14 protein-coding genes and 1 pseudogene are annotated in these 17,008 nt (G+C 38.7%); 11 read left to right on the forward strand and 4 right to left on the reverse strand.

The genetic code is table 11. From position 1 onward, the window contains the following. The first annotated feature begins 6 nt into the window (after nt 1-6). The 4 genes from glpK to FB379_RS03865 all read left to right on the forward strand — a co-directional run bounded on the left by glpK (nt 7) and on the right by FB379_RS03865 (nt 3,686). Nucleotides 7-1,497: a glycerol kinase GlpK gene (gene glpK, locus FB379_RS03850; RefSeq protein ID WP_130157090.1), complete on the forward strand. Its 1,491-nt coding sequence runs from the start codon at nt 7-9 to the stop codon at nt 1,495-1,497. 278 nt (nt 1,498-1,775) lie between these two features. Beyond that, on the forward strand, nt 1,776-2,216 hold the full coding sequence (locus tag FB379_RS03855; protein WP_094244569.1) for a hypothetical protein: 441 nt from the start codon (nt 1,776-1,778) through the stop codon (nt 2,214-2,216). Nucleotides 2,217-2,555: 339 nt separating this feature from the next. Then, nucleotides 2,556-2,906, forward strand: coding sequence for an avidin-fold protein (locus FB379_RS03860; RefSeq protein ID WP_198318546.1), 351 nt, complete (start codon nt 2,556-2,558; stop codon nt 2,904-2,906). A 240-nt stretch (nt 2,907-3,146) separates the two neighbouring features. Beyond that, nucleotides 3,147-3,686, forward strand: a complete 540-nt coding sequence (locus tag FB379_RS03865; protein ID WP_311066446.1) for a dienelactone hydrolase family protein — start codon at nt 3,147-3,149, stop codon at nt 3,684-3,686. A 493-nt stretch (nt 3,687-4,179) separates the two neighbouring features. Here FB379_RS03865 and FB379_RS18435 read toward each other — a convergent pair whose 3' ends face one another. Then, nucleotides 4,180-4,317 carry a hypothetical protein gene (locus tag FB379_RS18435; RefSeq protein ID WP_158640159.1) on the reverse strand — a complete coding sequence of 46 codons (138 nt, stop codon included), beginning with the start codon at nt 4,315-4,317 and terminating at the stop codon, nt 4,180-4,182. A 411-nt stretch (nt 4,318-4,728) separates the two neighbouring features. On the opposite strand from FB379_RS18435, the gene FB379_RS03870 reads away from it, so the two are divergent. The 6 genes and pseudogenes from FB379_RS03870 (at nt 4,729) to FB379_RS03895 (ending at nt 10,489) form a co-directional block, all read left to right on the forward strand. Then, entirely contained in the window at nt 4,729-5,313 is a 585-nt protein-coding gene (locus tag FB379_RS03870; RefSeq protein WP_063387214.1) for a DJ-1/PfpI family protein, read from the forward strand. A gap of 893 nt (nt 5,314-6,206) precedes the next feature. Further along, entirely contained in the window at nt 6,207-6,641 is a 435-nt protein-coding gene (locus FB379_RS03875; RefSeq protein WP_063387215.1) for an RrF2 family transcriptional regulator, read from the forward strand. Between the two features lie 83 nt (nt 6,642-6,724). Next, nucleotides 6,725-7,837, forward strand: coding sequence for a tRNA 2-thiouridine(34) synthase MnmA (gene mnmA / locus FB379_RS03880; RefSeq protein WP_277874791.1), 1,113 nt, complete (start codon nt 6,725-6,727; stop codon nt 7,835-7,837). Between the two features lie 132 nt (nt 7,838-7,969). Then, a pseudogene (locus tag FB379_RS03885) lies at nt 7,970-8,914 on the forward strand (LLM class oxidoreductase). A gap of 43 nt (nt 8,915-8,957) precedes the next feature. Next, nucleotides 8,958-9,602 carry an SDR family oxidoreductase gene (locus FB379_RS03890; RefSeq protein WP_144597037.1) on the forward strand — a complete coding sequence of 215 codons (645 nt, stop codon included), beginning with the start codon at nt 8,958-8,960 and terminating at the stop codon, nt 9,600-9,602. 38 nt (nt 9,603-9,640) lie between these two features. Continuing rightward, nucleotides 9,641-10,489 (forward strand): sugar phosphate isomerase/epimerase family protein, encoded by an 849-nt coding sequence (locus FB379_RS03895; protein ID WP_063387219.1) that lies wholly within the window; start codon nt 9,641-9,643, stop codon nt 10,487-10,489. 119 nt (nt 10,490-10,608) lie between these two features. On the opposite strand, the gene FB379_RS03900 is transcribed toward FB379_RS03895, so the two are convergent. The 3 genes from FB379_RS03900 to efeO all read right to left on the reverse strand — a co-directional run bounded on the left by FB379_RS03900 (nt 10,609) and on the right by efeO (nt 14,616). After that, on the reverse strand, nt 10,609-12,366 hold the full coding sequence (locus tag FB379_RS03900) for an FTR1 family protein (RefSeq protein WP_144597039.1): 1,758 nt from the start codon (nt 12,364-12,366) through the stop codon (nt 10,609-10,611). Between the two features lie 96 nt (nt 12,367-12,462). Beyond that, nucleotides 12,463-13,761: an iron uptake transporter deferrochelatase/peroxidase subunit gene (efeB, locus tag FB379_RS03905; RefSeq protein ID WP_144597041.1), complete on the reverse strand. Its 1,299-nt coding sequence runs from the start codon at nt 13,759-13,761 to the stop codon at nt 12,463-12,465. Nucleotides 13,762-13,764: 3 nt separating this feature from the next. Next, nucleotides 13,765-14,616, reverse strand: coding sequence for an iron uptake system protein EfeO (gene efeO, locus FB379_RS03910; protein ID WP_063387222.1), 852 nt, complete (start codon nt 14,614-14,616; stop codon nt 13,765-13,767). 535 nt (nt 14,617-15,151) lie between these two features. Here efeO and FB379_RS03915 point away from each other — a divergent pair. Then, a complete protein-coding gene (locus tag FB379_RS03915) occupies nt 15,152-17,002 on the forward strand; it encodes a sigma-54-dependent Fis family transcriptional regulator (protein WP_066250963.1) in 1,851 nt (616 codons plus the stop codon). Nucleotides 17,003-17,008 lie beyond the last annotated feature (6 nt).

Raw genomic sequence — 17,008 nt, forward strand, 5'->3', positions numbered from 1 at the left:
AAGAAAATGGAAACATATGTTTTAGCTTTAGACCAAGGAACGACAAGTTCACGTGCTATCATTTTTAATAAAAAAGGGGAAATCGTTCATATTTCACAAAAAGAATTTGCGCAATATTTTCCTAAACCAGGCTGGGTTGAGCATAATGCCAATGAAATTTGGGGTTCCATCTTATCCGTCATCGCCACTTCCTTGTCTGAGTCAGGAATAAAACCTGAGCAAATTGCAGGCATCGGAATTACGAACCAACGCGAAACAACGGTTGTTTGGGATAAAAACACAGGTCAGCCGGTATATAATGCCATTGTTTGGCAATCACGGCAAACGGCAGATATTTGTGAGGAGTTAAAGGCGAAGGGATTAAATGATACATTTCGTGAAAAGACAGGTCTGTTAATTGATGCATACTTTTCAGGAACAAAAGTCAAATGGATATTAGATCATGTTGAAGGGGCTAGAGAAAAAGCGGAAAGAGGAGAGCTTTTATTCGGAACAATTGATACTTGGTTAATTTGGAAGCTCTCGGGTGGAAAGGCGCATGTGACGGATTATTCAAATGCTTCAAGAACATTAATGTTCAATATTCATGAGCTGAAATGGGATGATGAACTGTTAGAAATTTTAACCGTGCCTAAATCCATGCTTCCGGAAGTACGTCCATCTTCAGAAATTTATGCACATACAGTTCCGTATCATTTCTTTGGGCAAGAAGTTCCGATTTCTGGAGCGGCTGGTGATCAGCAAGCAGCACTATTCGGTCAGGCTTGTTTTGAAGAAGGCATGGCGAAAAATACGTACGGTACGGGCTGCTTTATGCTTATGAACACGGGCGAAAAAGCTGTTGCTTCTAACCACGGACTACTAACAACGATTGCTTGGGGATTAAACGGAAAAGTGGAATATGCTTTAGAAGGAAGTATTTTTGTTGCAGGATCTGCCATTCAATGGTTAAGAGATGGACTTCGTATGTTAAAAAATGCTGCTGATAGCGAACAATATGCAGAACGTGTAGAATCCACAGACGGTGTATATGTAGTACCGGCGTTTGTCGGATTAGGAACACCGTATTGGGACAGCGATGTTAGAGGAGCTATATTTGGTCTGACACGGGGAACGCAGAAAGAACACTTTGTTCGTGCAACTTTAGAGTCCCTTGCCTATCAAACAAAAGATGTGCTGACTGCTATGGAAGCGGATTCGGGCATTTCCTTGAAAACCTTGCGTGTAGATGGCGGGGCAGTAAAAAATAATTTTCTAATGCAATTTCAAAGCGATTTGTTAGGTGTTCCTGTTGAACGTCCTGTTGTCAATGAAACTACTGCTCTTGGAGCGGCTTATTTAGCCGGCTTGGCGGTTGGATATTGGAAAGATCAATCAGAGATCGCGACACAATGGAACATTGACCGTACATTCGAGCCATCTATGAATGAAGAAAAACGTAACAAATTATATGAAGGCTGGCAAAAAGCTGTAAAAGCTGCGATGGCTTTTAAATAAAGGTTCTCAGTCAATTGTTGAGGTGCACTTGATATGAAGTGCACCTCTTTTATATGTATGGAAGGTAAATCAGTGAGCATTATTCCTTATTTCTGAGACGATCAAAGTTGCGGAAAAACCATAAAAAATTTTTTCTCGGTATAAGTTATTCATCTCAAAGTGTATTCAGCTTACTCTAACTTACGGATATAATTTTATATGAAGTATAGTATAGTTATTCTAAATTCTTTAGTATACTTCAATGAAAAAGGAATCCAAAGTTAGAAAGATGATATTTAATGTTCAAATTGGTAAGAATGCTAAAATTGCGAGATCTAGAATTGTTTCGTATAGATAATCAAGATAATGAAACTATCTGTATGCTGTTGATTTTAGATTACAGAAGACCAAGTGTTTTGGATGATTTTCCAATTTTAAAGGAAATAGAGGATGAAAATTCATTTGAAGGCGCGGAGAATTATATCCACACTGTAATAATTTCAGAGGAAAAATTAGAAGAAAATATTGTCGGTCGAATTATTGAAGTAATTGAAGGATTAGTGGAGCATAAGCCAAATTGTGACAATAACAATTCATTTTATATTAGTAAATTTCCTGATCATTTTGAGGCTGGTGCACATTTAATAGAATATATTAAACCTATTTTAAATAAGATGAATTTTGGAATTGATCTAACATATATCACTGATAAACATTTCAATTATTTAACTCAAGAATAATTTTTTCATTAAAAGTAAAAGCGGTATCAAAAATGGAGATCTACTTTTAACTTCTGCTGAACTCGGGGGAACGAAAGTAAGGAATCCGGAGAAGCTAAAGGCAGAGCGATAACCCCGCCTTCTTGTACTAAAATTTAAGTTCGGCATTGGATGTATTAAGGATTCTAGCTGAATGTAGGAACCCCATTTTGACACGATTCCGCACTAGAAAATCTGATTAAGTATTTCTCAAAGTATCCCTTGTGAAATAGTTGAACATGAGAAAATAAATTTGATGGCTAAAAAAGGATAAAATATGTGGTAAAATAGTGAAAATTAAAAATTAGAGGAGCGTTGTTTGTGATAAATTATAATGGCCGCAAGTTTGTTTCAATTGAAAATACAGATAATGGAGAAGTTTCTTCAGAAACGCTTTTTGAATATAAACAAGAAGGAAATATAATCTCAGCAACGTATAGCGGTGGAGAAATTATAAAAGGATTTTTAATTGGGATAGTAAAAGAAGATGGATGCTTAGAGTTTAGGTATAACCATGTGAATATCAAAAACGAGATTAGGGGCGGAAAATGTACTTCTACTCCAAAAATCTTACCAGATGGGCGAATTAGACTGTATGAGAATTGGAAATGGCTCGATGATAAGGAAACGGAAGGAAATTCAATTATTGAAGAAGTTGTTGAAAATCATTGATATATAAACTTGAGTTGAAAAATAAAGATTGCTGCGCTGCTGGTAGTATAGTGATGAAAAAGAAAAAAAAGAATTTAAAGTAGGTGCAACAGCTTTAGTGGAGGAGCAATAATGATTAGCATACAAAAAGATTCGGATGCTGCAATTATCTTGTTCACGAAATTTATGGAATCAATCAACATATGAAACATGTTTGTCAATCATTATCTGAAATTCGACTTTGATGTCTTCTGTTCGAATATGTTAGAACAGGAAACTCCTTTTGATTATTCTCAAGAGGAAGATGCTTACTTTAATTTTATGGAGAACATAGGTTTTACAAACGCTTTGGTCATAATTAAAAGTTTATTATCGGAGATTAAGGATGGATATAAAAACATATTTGTCGCCGGATTCAGTGCAGGAGCAACCGTTGCATGGCTATGTAGTGAAGAACGACTTGTTGATGGAATTATTGGGTATTATGGTTCCGTATTAGAAATTATATTGGAAATATCGCCTCAATGCCCGGAATTGCTGTTCTTTCCAGAAGAAGAAAAATTGTTTAATGTTGATGAGTTAATTTTAGCTTTAGAAAACAAGCATAATGTTGAGGTTCATAAGTTGAATGGACAACATGGATTCAGCGATCCATTCTCTTTAAAATATAACGAAGCATCAGCAAAAAAAGCTTTTACCAGATGTTGTTTTTTCTTTTGGAAACATTTAGACGTATTAACTCCGATGGAAAAGCGGACTAACTTCTTTATCTGTGGTGAAGCTCCCTTCATGATTGACTAATTGGCAGGCTAGCTGGAGAAGGCAAGGTTTAGTTTCAAAACAATGACGATATTTTTTCTGGTATGAATTTTGAAACAAACGCAGTAATCACATCGCCCAAGTGTGAAAAAAGTCGTCGACCTCCAATCGTGTAAAAATCCCTGGAGATCGACGACAGCTGTTTTTTGAAGGAAACAGCAGAATAATGGGTCATTGCTAAATTTTTCTATGTTCGTTATAATTAAAACCAACATCCGCCATTATTTAGAAAACATACTAACATCAACGTTTTTTGGGGTTTTTATCTTAACTATAAGGAATTGAAACTTGTATTTTTTCTTTCATTTTTCGATGTTTCAAAATCGTTTTTATCTTAACTATAAGGAATTGAAACTAAAGTTCAGCAATCGCCCTCACATTCACACTTACTTGTTTTTATCTTAACTATAAGGAATTGAAACGCCATATCTTGAAGCTTCAGTGCTCGCTTTTTGCGGTTTTTAAGTACAAGGAATCAAAACTGATCGAGCATTAGTTCACTTGAAAGCGGAAGCAGCTGCACCCGCTCTGTGAGCAATAGTTTCTCAATTATAAAGATCAACGAATAAACATATGCAGTGCCATTTATTTTTGCCTCTTGCCTCTGTTGCATCACTTTTCTACCTATTAGCCCCGTAATGAATTTGGACACCCGATTTTATAATCGTATCTTATAAAAGGGGGAAGTCTTAAGACAGCCGATATCAATTCCTGTTTGCATACCATGCGGGCGTTTTTCAACTTAATTGCAAATTCCTTGTAAACACCCTTTCCTATCATTCATTCACAAATAAAAACAGCTTTCCTAAATACATGATCCCTCCAAATTTGAAATACCTTTACTTCACGAAAATCAATCATATTCTTTAGCAGACAATAAATTTGGCGAACGATGAATGGATAAGAGAAAAAGTTATTCAGAGAGATTTCAGGTGAAAGACAAAATAAAAGCTTGTAAGTATGAAAAGCAATGCCGTATGATAGCAATAAGTTAGGCATTTTTTTCAATTTTTGGAGGTATTCTATGAAAATTGCATTTATTCTTTTTGATCGAATGACAGCTCTTGATTTTGTAGGTTTTTATGATGCGGTAACACGCTTGAAAACAATGGGTTTTAATGAAGAATTAAGCTGGACCTTGTGTGGAATGAAAGATGAAATAAGTGATGATCGGGGAATTACAGTTAAGATTCAAGAAGTGGCTCCTGATTTATCTCAGTATGATTTGTTATTTGTCCCCGGGGGGTTCGGTACTCGAGAATTATTGCATGATTCTGAATTTATCGAATGGTTAAAAACGGGCAGCAATGCGACGTATAAAGTGTCCGTTTGTACAGGTTCCATACTTTTTGGCGCTGCTGGTTTTCTTGATGGAAAGAAAGCGACGACCCATCCAAACGAGTATGATTTACTTCGATCTTATTGTTCAGAAGTTATAGAAGATCGAATTGTGAAGGACGGTTATGTTATTACTGGCGGCGGGGTCGCAACATCTGTGGATCTCGGTTTATTTATTTGTGAGCTGCTTGCAGGCAGAGAAGCTGTTCTTCGCATTCAAAAACAAATGGACTACCCATATTACAAAGTTAGGCAATATAATTTAGACTAAGCTCTTCTATAAGAAGCTTTCTTTTTTGTTGTTATTTATTTTCAGAATTGTTATGATACTGCTTTCTCGTTGAATACATAAATGCTGCAAATTACGGATTATCACCGGTTTTGCTTAATCACTAATTAGGCGAAGAGTTTCGGAACGATGCCTGTTTAACAGGGATGATTTTATAGGATTAGTATAAAATTATTTCAAACGAAAGCGCCTCAATAAATTTAGACGGGGTTTGCACAAGCAAAAGCATAAACTAGGCGAAAACCGCATGGAAATTCCGTAATTTTTGCACCAGATTGGAAGCAGATTACTCGGACTTATGCAAGATAAAACTTTCCGTACTTATGGAACTCTAAATACCGCCAACTGGATAAGCGTGGAAAAAATAAAATGAAAGCTCTCTGCTCCTCTTTGAGATTCACCTTTTCAAAGAGGAGTATTTGTTTTGATAGTATTCTTTCTTAACTAGCAGGTTGCTCTCTGATGTCAGTCTATATAGACACAATGAGCAGATAATTGTATAGTAAATCTATCGATCATGTCTATAATGAAATAGCAAAAGGTTTCTGCCAATGTGAAGATTTTTTACAAAGAATTTTTTAATCGTTGCGCTACATGTAAACACTGTACATGACTAACTTTGATCGTCTGGAAATGAATCGATGCTCTGGCAAAGCTTCAGCAATCGCAGCTCATATAGTTGAATGGAATCATGATTAAAATGCTAATTTTTGTTTTTTTCTAATGAGCTTTATATCGCTTATTATCATTACTACTCGACACTAAGTTTAGGCCAATGATCCGAATTTTTTATTTACGGCTGATGAAAAGAAGTAATTTTAAGTTGACAATATAAACTGTAATCATTATTATTACACTTAGGAGGAAGGTTCAATATGAATAGCGATTTTTCGATTGCCGTTCACTGCGTTGCGTATCTGGCTGAAAAGCAAAATCAGCGAGTAACCAGTGAAGACATTTCTCAAAGTGTTTCTGTCCACCCAGTAAGATTAAGAAAAATCTTAAGCATATTAAGAAAAGAAAATATAATTGCTTCTAAAGAAGGGGCAAAGGGCGGATTTTCGTTAAACGCTCAGCCTGAACAAATTACGTTAGACAAAATTTTTAGAATCACTAGTGAGGAAACGCTTGTGCCGAAATGTCCCGATTCCAATGACAACTGTATAATAGGCAAACATCTGTCAGATGTACTCATTCGTATTTTTCATAATGCAGAAGAACATTTTTTAAACTATTTAAAAGGTGTGACAGTCCAAGATATCATTAATGAAATTCATAATAATAGCTCAAAAAGTTCGTTTCATGCCTGAAACAAAATAGTTTGTTTCAGGCAAAAATTTTTTTTAAATAAAACTGTAATCAAAAACGTTTCAGTTTAAGGAGGTGAATGATGTTGAAGAAAAAACGAGTAGTCGTCGGAATGTCTGGAGGAGTGGATTCCTCTGTAGCTGCTTACCTTCTTAAAAAAGAAGGGTACGACGTCATCGGGGTATTTATGAAAAACTGGGATGATACGAATGATGATGGTGTATGTACGGCAGCTGAGGATTATGAAGATGTTAAACGAGTTGCCAACCAACTCGGGATTCCTTACTATGGCGTCAACTTTGAAAAAGAATATTGGGATCGTGTATTTACGTATTTCATGGATGAGCTGAAGCGAGGCCGAACACCGAATCCAGATGTAATATGCAATACTGAAATTAAATTTAAAGCGTTTGTTGACTATGCTCTTTCACTTGATGCGGATTATATCGCAACGGGTCATTACGCAAGAATCAACAGAGAAAATGGCCAAATCACCTTGCTGCGTGGAAAAGATGCGAATAAAGATCAAACATATTTTCTTAGCCAGCTAACGTCGGACCATTTGTCTAAAGTTCTGTTCCCGCTGGGTGAGTTAACGAAGGGTGAGGTGCGAAAAATCGCCCAAGAATTGAACCTTATTACCGCCAATAAAAAAGATAGTACCGGAATCTGTTTTATTGGAGAACGAAATTTCAAAAACTTTTTAAAGAATTTTTTGCCGGCACAGCCTGGAGAAATTCGTTCGCTTGATGGAGAAGTGCTCGGTACTCATGATGGTTTAATGTATTACACAATCGGCCAACGAAAAGGGCTTGGCATCGGCGGCAAAGGAACAGGAGAACCTTGGTATGTCGTCGATAAAGATTTAGACAACAATGTTTTACTTGTTGCTCAAGGCAAAGACCATCCGGCATTGTTCTCTACTGGACTGATTGCATCAAACCTGAACTTGATAAATGGGGATGTTCGTCTTGGTACGTTTGCATGTACAGCTAAATTCCGCTACCGTCAAGAGGATCAAAAGGTGCGTGTCCATATTCGTCCGGATGGAACGGTGTTTGTAGAATTTGAAAAACCAGTTAAGGCTGTGACACCGGGGCAAGTAGCGGTATTTTATGAAGGTGAGATTTGTCTTGGCAGCGCCATTATTGACAAAGTGATAAAAGACGATGCTGCTATTGCCGCGGTTGCATCATAAAAAGTTCGTTACAGATATAATATATGTTTTTGTACAAATTATAAATATTGTTCATGTCTGTAAAACAAATTATTTTAAACAGGGCCTTTCCTTTATATACGGCCCACCTTTTCTTAAGGAGTGGTAAAAACAATGGAAAAATTTAAAAATCATAAAGGGTATTCACGCATGTATCAAGAGAACAAACTGACTTTAGGGCTGTTCTTTCCGATTGAATCGTATATGGGAGACGTCCCTGAGATGAATATCGAAAAGCAAATGAAGCTGGCAAAACGAGCAGAAGAGCTGAATTTTGCTTCATTGTTTGTGAGAGATGTGCCGCTGCGCGATCCAAATTTCGGAGATGTTGGATAAATGTATGATCCGTTTACGTATTTAGGGTATGTTGCGGCTCACACAGATAAGATTGCTTTAGCATCTGGAAGCATTATTTTAACGCTGCGTCACCCACTTCATGTAGCAAAAGCGGCAGCTTCTGTAGACAGATTATCTGGTGAAAGACTCATTCTCGGCGTCGCAACTGGTGACCGTCCAATCGAGTTTCCAGCATTTTCTGTGAATCCAGAAGAACGGAGCGAATTATTCCGAGAATCAGTAGCTGCTATAAGAAAGGTTTGGCGTGACCATTTTCCGACGATTAACACGACACGAGTGCATATGACAAGTGGAGATATGCTGCCAAAACCAAAATTGTCAGATATACCATTAATGGTAACAGGTCACAGTGGACAATCTCCTGAATGGATTGCTGAACATAGTGATGGATGGATATACTATCCGCGTGGAATTAAGTTTCAAAAAGCATTAATCGATAATTGGCGTTCGCTAACAGAAGAATTTAAGCCATTTTCCCAATCTCTTTACATTGACTTAACGGAAGATCCAAATCATGTACCAATTCCGATACATCTTGGATTCCGTACGGGACGAAATTTCGTAATCGAATTTCTTGGAGCTTTACAGGATGCAGGTGTGAACCATGTCATCATCAACTTAAAATATGGACAGCGTCCAGTCGAAGAAGTGATTGAAGAATTAGGCGAGTATGTGCTTCCGCATTTCCCTGCTTTAACATGATAAGAAAATTTAAAAACCATCAATATGAGAAAGGATGGATATGATGAAAGTTTTGGTCATTGGAGCCAACGGGCAAGTAGGACAACAAGTAGTAAATATGCTTCATGCGCATGAACAGCATTCTGTTCGTGCAATGGTTCGAAAGCAAGAGCAATTGGAGGATTTTCAGAAAAAAGGAATTGAAGCGGTGCTCGCTGATTTGGAAGGCACTGTCGATGAAATTGCCGAAGCGGCCAAAGGCTGCGATGCGATCGTATTTTCAGCTGGTTCAGGGGGACACACAGGGGCTGATAAAACATTGCTGATAGATTTAGACGGCGCTGTAAAAGCCATGGAGGCTGCTGAAAAAATCGGAATTGAACGTTTTGTTATCGTGAGCTCATTCCAAGCCCATAATCGTCAGAACTGGCCGGAAAACCTTAAGCCATATTATGTCGCCAAACATTATGTCGACCGTGTGTTGATGAATAGCGGCCTAAATTATACGATTATTCGTCCTGGTTATCTAAAGAATGAAAAAGGTACAGGACTGGTTACCGCAGCCGAAAACTTACCTGTTGGTTACATTCCTCGGGAGGATGTAGCAAGAACGATTGTTCAAGCTCTTGATGAACCAAATACGTATAGAAAAGCATTCGATTTAATGTCAGGAGATAAAGAAATTAGCGAAGCGTTGAAATCACTGTAATGTACCGTTCAATGGAAAAGGAAGGGAGAAATTAGAAAATGGCTTACCCTTTTTACGCAATGGATTTTGCTTTCTATAATTCAATGGGTATTTATAGTTTTGAAGCTCGATGTGAAATGTTAAAGGAAATTGGCTATGACGCAACCCATTTATCCGTCTGGCACGGAGAGCGATGGAGAGATGTAGAAAAGCTCAAAAACGTTAAGGAGAAATATGGGCTGGACGTCGCAGGCGTGTACGTTGTGTTAGATCTTTCACTAGGCGAGGACCATCCAAGAAATGCAGGCATTTTAAAGATGCTGGAGATTATGGAAGGGTGCAGCACGGTTGAGCTGGCGATTCAATCTGTCGGAGAGCATATCCGCCCTTCAGATCCAAAAGGGGACGACATCGCAGTAAAATGGCTGGAAAAAGCATTGAAGATTGCCGAACGAAGAAATATTAACATTTTGCTTTACACGCATCTATCCTTCTGGATTGAACGCCATGAAGATGCAGTGAGACTATGCAAACGCCTGAATCATCCTAATCTTGGAATTGTCTTTTGCGGCTACCATTGGTATGCGGCAGATGGAACAAATCTAAAAGGAACGATTCAAGCGGTAGCTCCTTACTTAAAACAAGTAAACATGTCCGGCAGCAGCCGCAATCCGCACGGTTTTGGCGGAGTGGCAACAATCGAGCCTTTGGATGTTGGGGAGTTAGATAATTTTGCGTTGCTTGGACAGTTAAAAAAGATCGGTTATAACGGAATGATCGGCTACTTAGGTTGGAGTGAAGGCGGCGACGCTTATAGTAAGCTGAGACGTTCACTCAATGCGTTCCGTGATATGGAGCGTAGAGTTGAGGCACACCCGCACTGGGCGGATTTAAAATTAACTCCATAATGAAAAATATTGAGGTGCTAGTCGTACAATAATAAAGCTCAACTAGCACCTCGTGCATTCAGCCAATGTACTGCGGTATTCACCGAAGTACATTTTTTTATTGAAGCTTTTAAGATCCTTTATTTTTCAACAACTGCCTTTTCATTTACAGCCGTTTTTTTCACATACATCGTTACGCCGATGATGATAAGAATAAGAAGCAGCTGTGGCACTACTGTTTCAATCGTCGGATAGAAACCGATTGGTTCAATATAAGGAACATTCGGCAATGAATGTGTTGGCAGCGTGTTTGCTATCTGCATGGCATGAATACTGATTCCGAGCATTTTGAATGATAATACATAAATTAGCAGCGTTGCGCCCATAAAGAACGGCCGGACGGGAATCGCTGAACTAAAGCGGATGATAATAAACCCGAGGATCACTAAGATCGCCATGGCGATAGCGATTCCTAAAATTAACTGGCTGATTTCCATCGACGGAGCCATTCCGGCATAGAAAATAATCGTTTCGGCACCTTCGCGAAAAATTGAGAGAAAACTTAGCAAGGCCATGGAGAACAAGCTTCCTTTTGCCAATGCGTGTCCGAGATGCTCTTTAATATATTGATTCCAGTGGGCGATATTTGACTTTTTGTGAAGCCAAGCGCCAACCGTCATCATCATTACAACAGCAGTGATGCCGACGATTCCTTCGATCGATTCGCGGCTTCCGGCAACAGTTATTTTGGAGAAAAACATGTTCATGACAACAGCTAGAATAGCACTAGAAATGATGCCGCACAAAACGCCGATCCAAATCCAACCTTGTTTGTCGGCATGATTCGTTTTCTTCAAAAATGAAAGCAAACCGGCGATGATTAAAAGAGCTTCAAATCCCTCACGCAGTAAAATAAGCATAGCATCTATATACGTATAGCTTGTTTTGGCTGCGATGAGCTGAAGGGAATCATATAATTCACTAATCATCGTTTGAGCTTTTTCTACGTTTTTATTGTCAGACTGCAATAAACTGATTGCGGAGGGAATTTCAGTTTCCATGCGATTGTATAGGGAGTAGTCTTTTGTCCGAACCTCCCCTTCAACTACCGGCCATATAAGCAATATTTTGTTTAAATGTTCTGATGCCTCGGATGGGTTATGATCTTTTAGCGACTGTACGCTTTTTTCCAATAAATCTGTTACATCACTTAATGTGTATTCATTTCCAGCGGATTTTCCCGCATTTTTCCCGCTTAAAAAATTTTCAACAGAAGCTGTCAGATCCTTGAGGCTCTTTAAAGCCTTCTCTCGATCAGGCGGAGTTTGCGTCAGTGAAATTCTTAACAAAGCAAGCTGTGTTTCAATTTCGCCATACGAAACAACGCTTTCGGTACGAACAATGTTCTCGTTTGCCGTCCAAGTGGAAAGTAATTGCTGATATTTCATGGCCGCCTGATCAAAATTATTGTTTTGAATCATTTTTTCGATTTCATCAATAAATTGATACATCTGTTTTAGCTTTTCTTTTTCTTTTTGCGGATCTGTCGGATTTTGTTCTTCTTCGTACGAAGTAAGCGCTTTTGATAAAGCGGACAAATTTTCACTTATTTTCGTTGCATCTTTTTCAGATTGAGCCAGGGCGTTTTTCGCATTTTTTAACTGTTTATCGACTTCAGCTGTTTTTTTGCTATCAACAGCTTTTACTTCGTTCCATTGCTGTGAGAATTGTTCCAAATTGTCCTGTACGACATCCCAGTTCGCTTCCTTTGTTTTCATGATGGCATCGCCTATCAAAACATATAAATCATCAAGGTTCTCTGCGGCTACGGCTTTATTTGAGAAAATACCCATTGTGAAAAGAATTGCGAAGGCAATAAGCCCTAATTTTTTATACATCAGCTTCAACTCCTATGAAAGAGAGAAAGGGATTATGAAAATAACGTTTCTCCAATATAGTGCACACAAAGAAAAAGGTGTGCACCAAAAAATAAATTATGAAAATAACGTTTCTCCAATATATCCGCCTTTTTTTACTCCAGGAAGACAGGCAAATACGGCACTTCCTCGATGGACGATATATTCGTTTAATTCATCCATTTGCGAAAGCCGCTTTTGAATTGGGATAAATTGCTTGCTTATGCTGCGCTGAAAGCTGATAAACAATAATCCGGCATCAAATGTTCCAGTTTTTGCATCTATTCCATCCGCATATGAATAAGAACGGCGCAAAATTTTCTGTTTTCCGTCACCGTGAGCGACTCGAACATGGGCGGTCATTGGAATGTAGTATTCTCCGTTTTCATCCTTCTTTTCAAAATCCGGCGGATCGAACTCATTTTTTTGCCCAAGATATGCACCTGAATCCCGGTATCTGCCAAACGTATTTTCTTGTTCCTTTAAAGTAGTCCGATCCCAAACTTCGATAAACATTTGAATCCGCCTTACTACTAAATACGTTCCGTTCACGAGCCAATCAGGTCCGTCACCGGGCTGCACCCAAACGTATTGATTCATTTCAGCAGAATTTTTCACATTTGGATTCACTGTTCCATCCTTAAAGCCAAATAAATTTCGCGGCGTTTCCTTTTTCGGACTCGCTTGCTTTGTACGCTGGAAGCCGGCCTGTGCCCAACGAAGAACCGCTTTGCCGCGGGCAATTCTCGCTAAATTTCTAACCGCATGGAAGGCAACCTGCAAATCATCCGAGCATGCTTGAATACAAAGATCTCCGCCTGTCCACTGCTCTTCCAATGAATCAAGCGGAAACTTCGGCAGTTCTTTTAGTTCATCCGGCTGCTTTTTTTGCAAACCAAATCTATCCTTGTTGTTTTTTGTAAAAAGCGTCGGGCCGACGCCGAAAGTAATGGTTAAATTTGACGCATTAAGTCCTGCAGCTTCCCCCGTATCATCTGGAGGAAGGTATTTATTATTAGCTGGATCTCCAACCGATTTGCCTTCTGTCATAGCTGCGGCAGCCTTCGTCCATTCTTTAAAAAGCTGAATAAGCTCGTTTCTGTCTTCAGCCGTCACGTCAAAAGCAGCAAAATAAATGTGGTTTTGCACTTCAGTTGCAATGCCTGCCTGATGTTTTCCGTAAAACGGAACAACCGCATTTGTATTTTCTTTTTTTTGAGAGGTCGGCAACACGTCAGCCAATGCTAGCGCTCCACCAATGCCGGATGCACCGATTAGCACGCCGACTCCTCCGATGCCCGCAGCCTTCAACACATCTCGTCTTGATACGTTCTTGTTAAAGACAGATGTCGTTTCTTTTTTATCAGGTTCAGACATTGGTTATCCCTCCAGTACAACCCCTAGTTTAGAAAGAGGCTCTGCCAGTTCATTGATCGATTGGCTCAATTCTTTTACTTGATCCTTGGTTAGTTCAGTATATGAAATATACCCGTCGCCTTTTTTATATTTGTCAAGAAGTGCATAAACTGCTTGAAACCGCTGTTCGATTTCCTTAGCGAGCGCCTCATCCTTTTCCTTAAGGGCAGGGCTCATTAATTCATAAATCTTTTCAGCACCCTCAACATTGGCAACAAAATCGTATAAATCTGTATGGGAATAACGATCCTCTTCACCTGTAACTTTTGATGTTGAAACTTCATTTAAAAGGTCGACTGCGCCGGTGATCAAAAGATCGGGTGTCACATCAACAGTTTCAACTTTTGCGCGCAAAAGCTTCACATCTTTTATAAGCTGCTCAGCATATTTTTCATAGCCTTTCGTCGTATTTTCAACCCAGAGTCCCTTTTCAATCCGGTGATAACCTCCCCACTCTGCATCAGGGACATCACCTTCACGAGCGTCAATTTTCGGATCGAGTTCTGCAAACGCTTCAGCAATTGGTTCAGAACGCTCATAGTGCATGCGAGCCGGCGCATAAAGTTCTTTTGCTTTTTCCACATCCCCAGCGATCACTGCATTGGCAAACTCTTCTGTCTTTTTAACAAATTCATCTATTTCAGCGATCGCAAACGTGCGATAATCTGTAGATATTTGATTTAAATCAACTTGGGAGCTTTCTTTCGCTGTCTCTTTTTTTGCCGGTTCCGTTGTTGAACTTTCATTTGATTGGGAACAGCTAAACAACAAACTGCTTGATAAAAATAATATGACAGGCAATTTATAGCGTTTCATGCGATCAACAACCCCTCAAATTAATGATTTTCATTCTCAATTATATTGGGAATGAAAATCAACTTCAATAGTTTTCTTCCTGTTACTAGAACTTAAAGGTGAAAATTGTATGTCAATATTGCTCGCTAGATAAGCCTATACGTTTTACTGCATGAAAATATTGAATGACTAACATCCTCGAAATGCAAATGTTAAGATACTTCCAGAATTTCAGTCTTTCAGTTTCATATATTTGATTATGACGAAAAACCATTTAATCAATGTTTGGTCAACACAACGTTTCATTGTTTTCACCGCATCATAATAATCTGATTTTGACAATGAAAAGTTCCATGGCTGTCGCTTGGATCGTTTTCATTTTCACGATGACCTATGAAGCGTTTATCTAAAAAACTTTTCCAGACAAGTCGCTATCTAAAATAAAAAACTGTTCAGCAGTAAAAGCTTTAATTCAACGATTAGCGTATTTCAAAAGGAATTTTGCATAAAAAGTCGAATGTTCATATTGGTGGAAAATGTGGGAAGGAGGAGAAAAATGAGTATCGTTGATCCTTTGAAACACGAAATTTGGCGCCGTTTTGTTCGGGAGGGAGTATTGGATCATGGGAGGATGAATAAAAGAATTGAAGAGTCATGGTATATTTGCCGCCGACAAAATGTCGATCCTTACGATGGAAAAGGAAGGATTGTGCTCGATTCGCAGCTGTTGACGGAAAGAAGGAAAAAGAATCAAAGATTGCTTCAAATTGCTGCTCCGATATTAGAACATTTGGAAAAAGTGTTTCAAGAAACGAAATCAATTCTTCTTCTCGCTGATAGTAACGGATACGTTTTGTATATGAACGGCCATAAACAGGCCATGAACAAGGCAGAAACAATCAATTTTATTGAGGGGGTGAAGTGGACTGAAGATGAGGTGGGGACGAACGCAATTGGAACAACATTGAGGATTCGTGAACCTATTACGGTTACTGGGTTAGAGCATTACTCTCTTGCTTCTCAGCAGTGGGTATGTTCAGCCACGCCGATCTATGACGAAAAAAAAGAACTTGTCGGAATTATCGACTTATCTTACCCCATCGACTGCTCTCAATTTTCCAACCATGCCTTAGCCACTGTTGTCGCTGCAGCGTATACGATTGAACAACAATTTCACATGAGAAAAAAGGACGATATGTTGGAGTTGCTTAAATATTCATCGAAAGTGAAAAATCCTCATTTCCCTTCAATGATATGTGATGATCAAGGGAAGATTGTATGGATCAACCATTGTTTACGTTCTTTCTTCGCGAGCATGATGGATCAACCGCTTGAAGAAATTTGTGATAAAAATTGGCGAATCAAAACGAAGACTCCTATTTTTTCTTCCATTTACCATGATTTGATTGGCTATGAAGTTACCCTGCAGAAGACGAATTATCATGAAGCTTTTCCATTTCCTACAACAATTTATCACTTTGAAGGAGTAGTTGGAAAAAGCTTATCATTTCAAAATCTTTTAAAGATCTGTGAAAAAGTTGCAAAAACGGAGTCGACTGTTTGTATCATGGGAGAAACAGGAACAGGAAAAGAACTCATTGCTCGTTCGATTCATCAAAATAGTGTGAGAAAAAATAAGCCGTTTGTTGCAGTAAATTGCGGAGCTATTCCAAAGGAATTGATCGGCAGCGAGTTATTTGGTTACGTTGACGGGGCATTTACAGGAGCCAAACGGACGGGGCATAAAGGGAAATTTGTTCAGGCTGACGGCGGAACCATTTTTCTTGATGAAATCGGTGAAATACCGTCGGAAATGCAAGTAGCGCTTTTAAGAGTGCTTCAGGAAAAAGAAGTTGTACCGATTGGCGGGGAAAAGCCCGTTCCTGTTGATATAAGAGTCATAACTGCAACACATCGCAATTTATACAAATTAGTAAAGGAAGGAAAGCTGCGTGAAGATTTATTTTACCGCATTTATGTATGCACGCTTAACGTTCCGCCATTAAGAGAGCGTAAAGAAGATATCCCATTCTTTATTGAGTATTATTGTCAAAAAAATGATTGGCTCATTTCTTTTCCAGATGATGTCATACAGTTGTTTTCAGCTTATCACTGGCCCGGAAATATAAGGGAGCTGTTTAACGTGCTCGAGCGTATACGAGTGGAATATGGAGACCGTATTCCATCCATTTCCCACTTGAAATCCATGCTGATTGCTTGGGAGCAAGAACAGGAAAATTCCGAAACATTCCATAAAGGTAATTTGTCGTATCGGGATCAGCTAGAAAGAGAACGCATTCTAAATATGTTGAAGAAAACAAATGGAAATATTGGTGAGGCGGCTGCTGCGTTAAATATCTCTCGAAGTACACTGTATCGCAAATTAAAAAAATATAAATTGAGCTAATTTGCG

Source organism: Aeribacillus composti (assembly GCF_007827555.1).
Taxonomy (GTDB): domain Bacteria; phylum Bacillota; class Bacilli; order Bacillales; family Aeribacillaceae; genus Aeribacillus; species Aeribacillus composti.

Coding starts and splice junctions, on each gene's coding strand:
- FB379_RS03895 (WP_063387219.1), top strand. CDS start 9,641: ATGGCTTACCCTTTTTACGCAATGGATTTTGCTTTCTATAATTCAATG.
- FB379_RS03865 (WP_311066446.1), top strand. CDS start 3,147: ATGTTAGAACAGGAAACTCCTTTTGATTATTCTCAAGAGGAAGATGCT.
- FB379_RS03915 (WP_066250963.1), top strand. CDS start 15,152: ATGAGTATCGTTGATCCTTTGAAACACGAAATTTGGCGCCGTTTTGTT.
- FB379_RS03875 (WP_063387215.1), top strand. CDS start 6,207: ATGAATAGCGATTTTTCGATTGCCGTTCACTGCGTTGCGTATCTGGCT.
- FB379_RS18435 (WP_158640159.1), bottom strand. CDS start 4,317: ATGCAACAGAGGCAAGAGGCAAAAATAAATGGCACTGCATATGTTTAT.
- FB379_RS03900 (WP_144597039.1), bottom strand. CDS start 12,366: ATGTATAAAAAATTAGGGCTTATTGCCTTCGCAATTCTTTTCACAATG.
- efeO (WP_063387222.1), bottom strand. CDS start 14,616: ATGAAACGCTATAAATTGCCTGTCATATTATTTTTATCAAGCAGTTTG.
- FB379_RS03870 (WP_063387214.1), top strand. CDS start 4,729: ATGAAAATTGCATTTATTCTTTTTGATCGAATGACAGCTCTTGATTTT.
- glpK (WP_130157090.1), top strand. CDS start 7: ATGGAAACATATGTTTTAGCTTTAGACCAAGGAACGACAAGTTCACGT.
- efeB (WP_144597041.1), bottom strand. CDS start 13,761: ATGTCTGAACCTGATAAAAAAGAAACGACATCTGTCTTTAACAAGAAC.
- FB379_RS03855 (WP_094244569.1), top strand. CDS start 1,776: ATGTTCAAATTGGTAAGAATGCTAAAATTGCGAGATCTAGAATTGTTT.
- FB379_RS03890 (WP_144597037.1), top strand. CDS start 8,958: ATGAAAGTTTTGGTCATTGGAGCCAACGGGCAAGTAGGACAACAAGTA.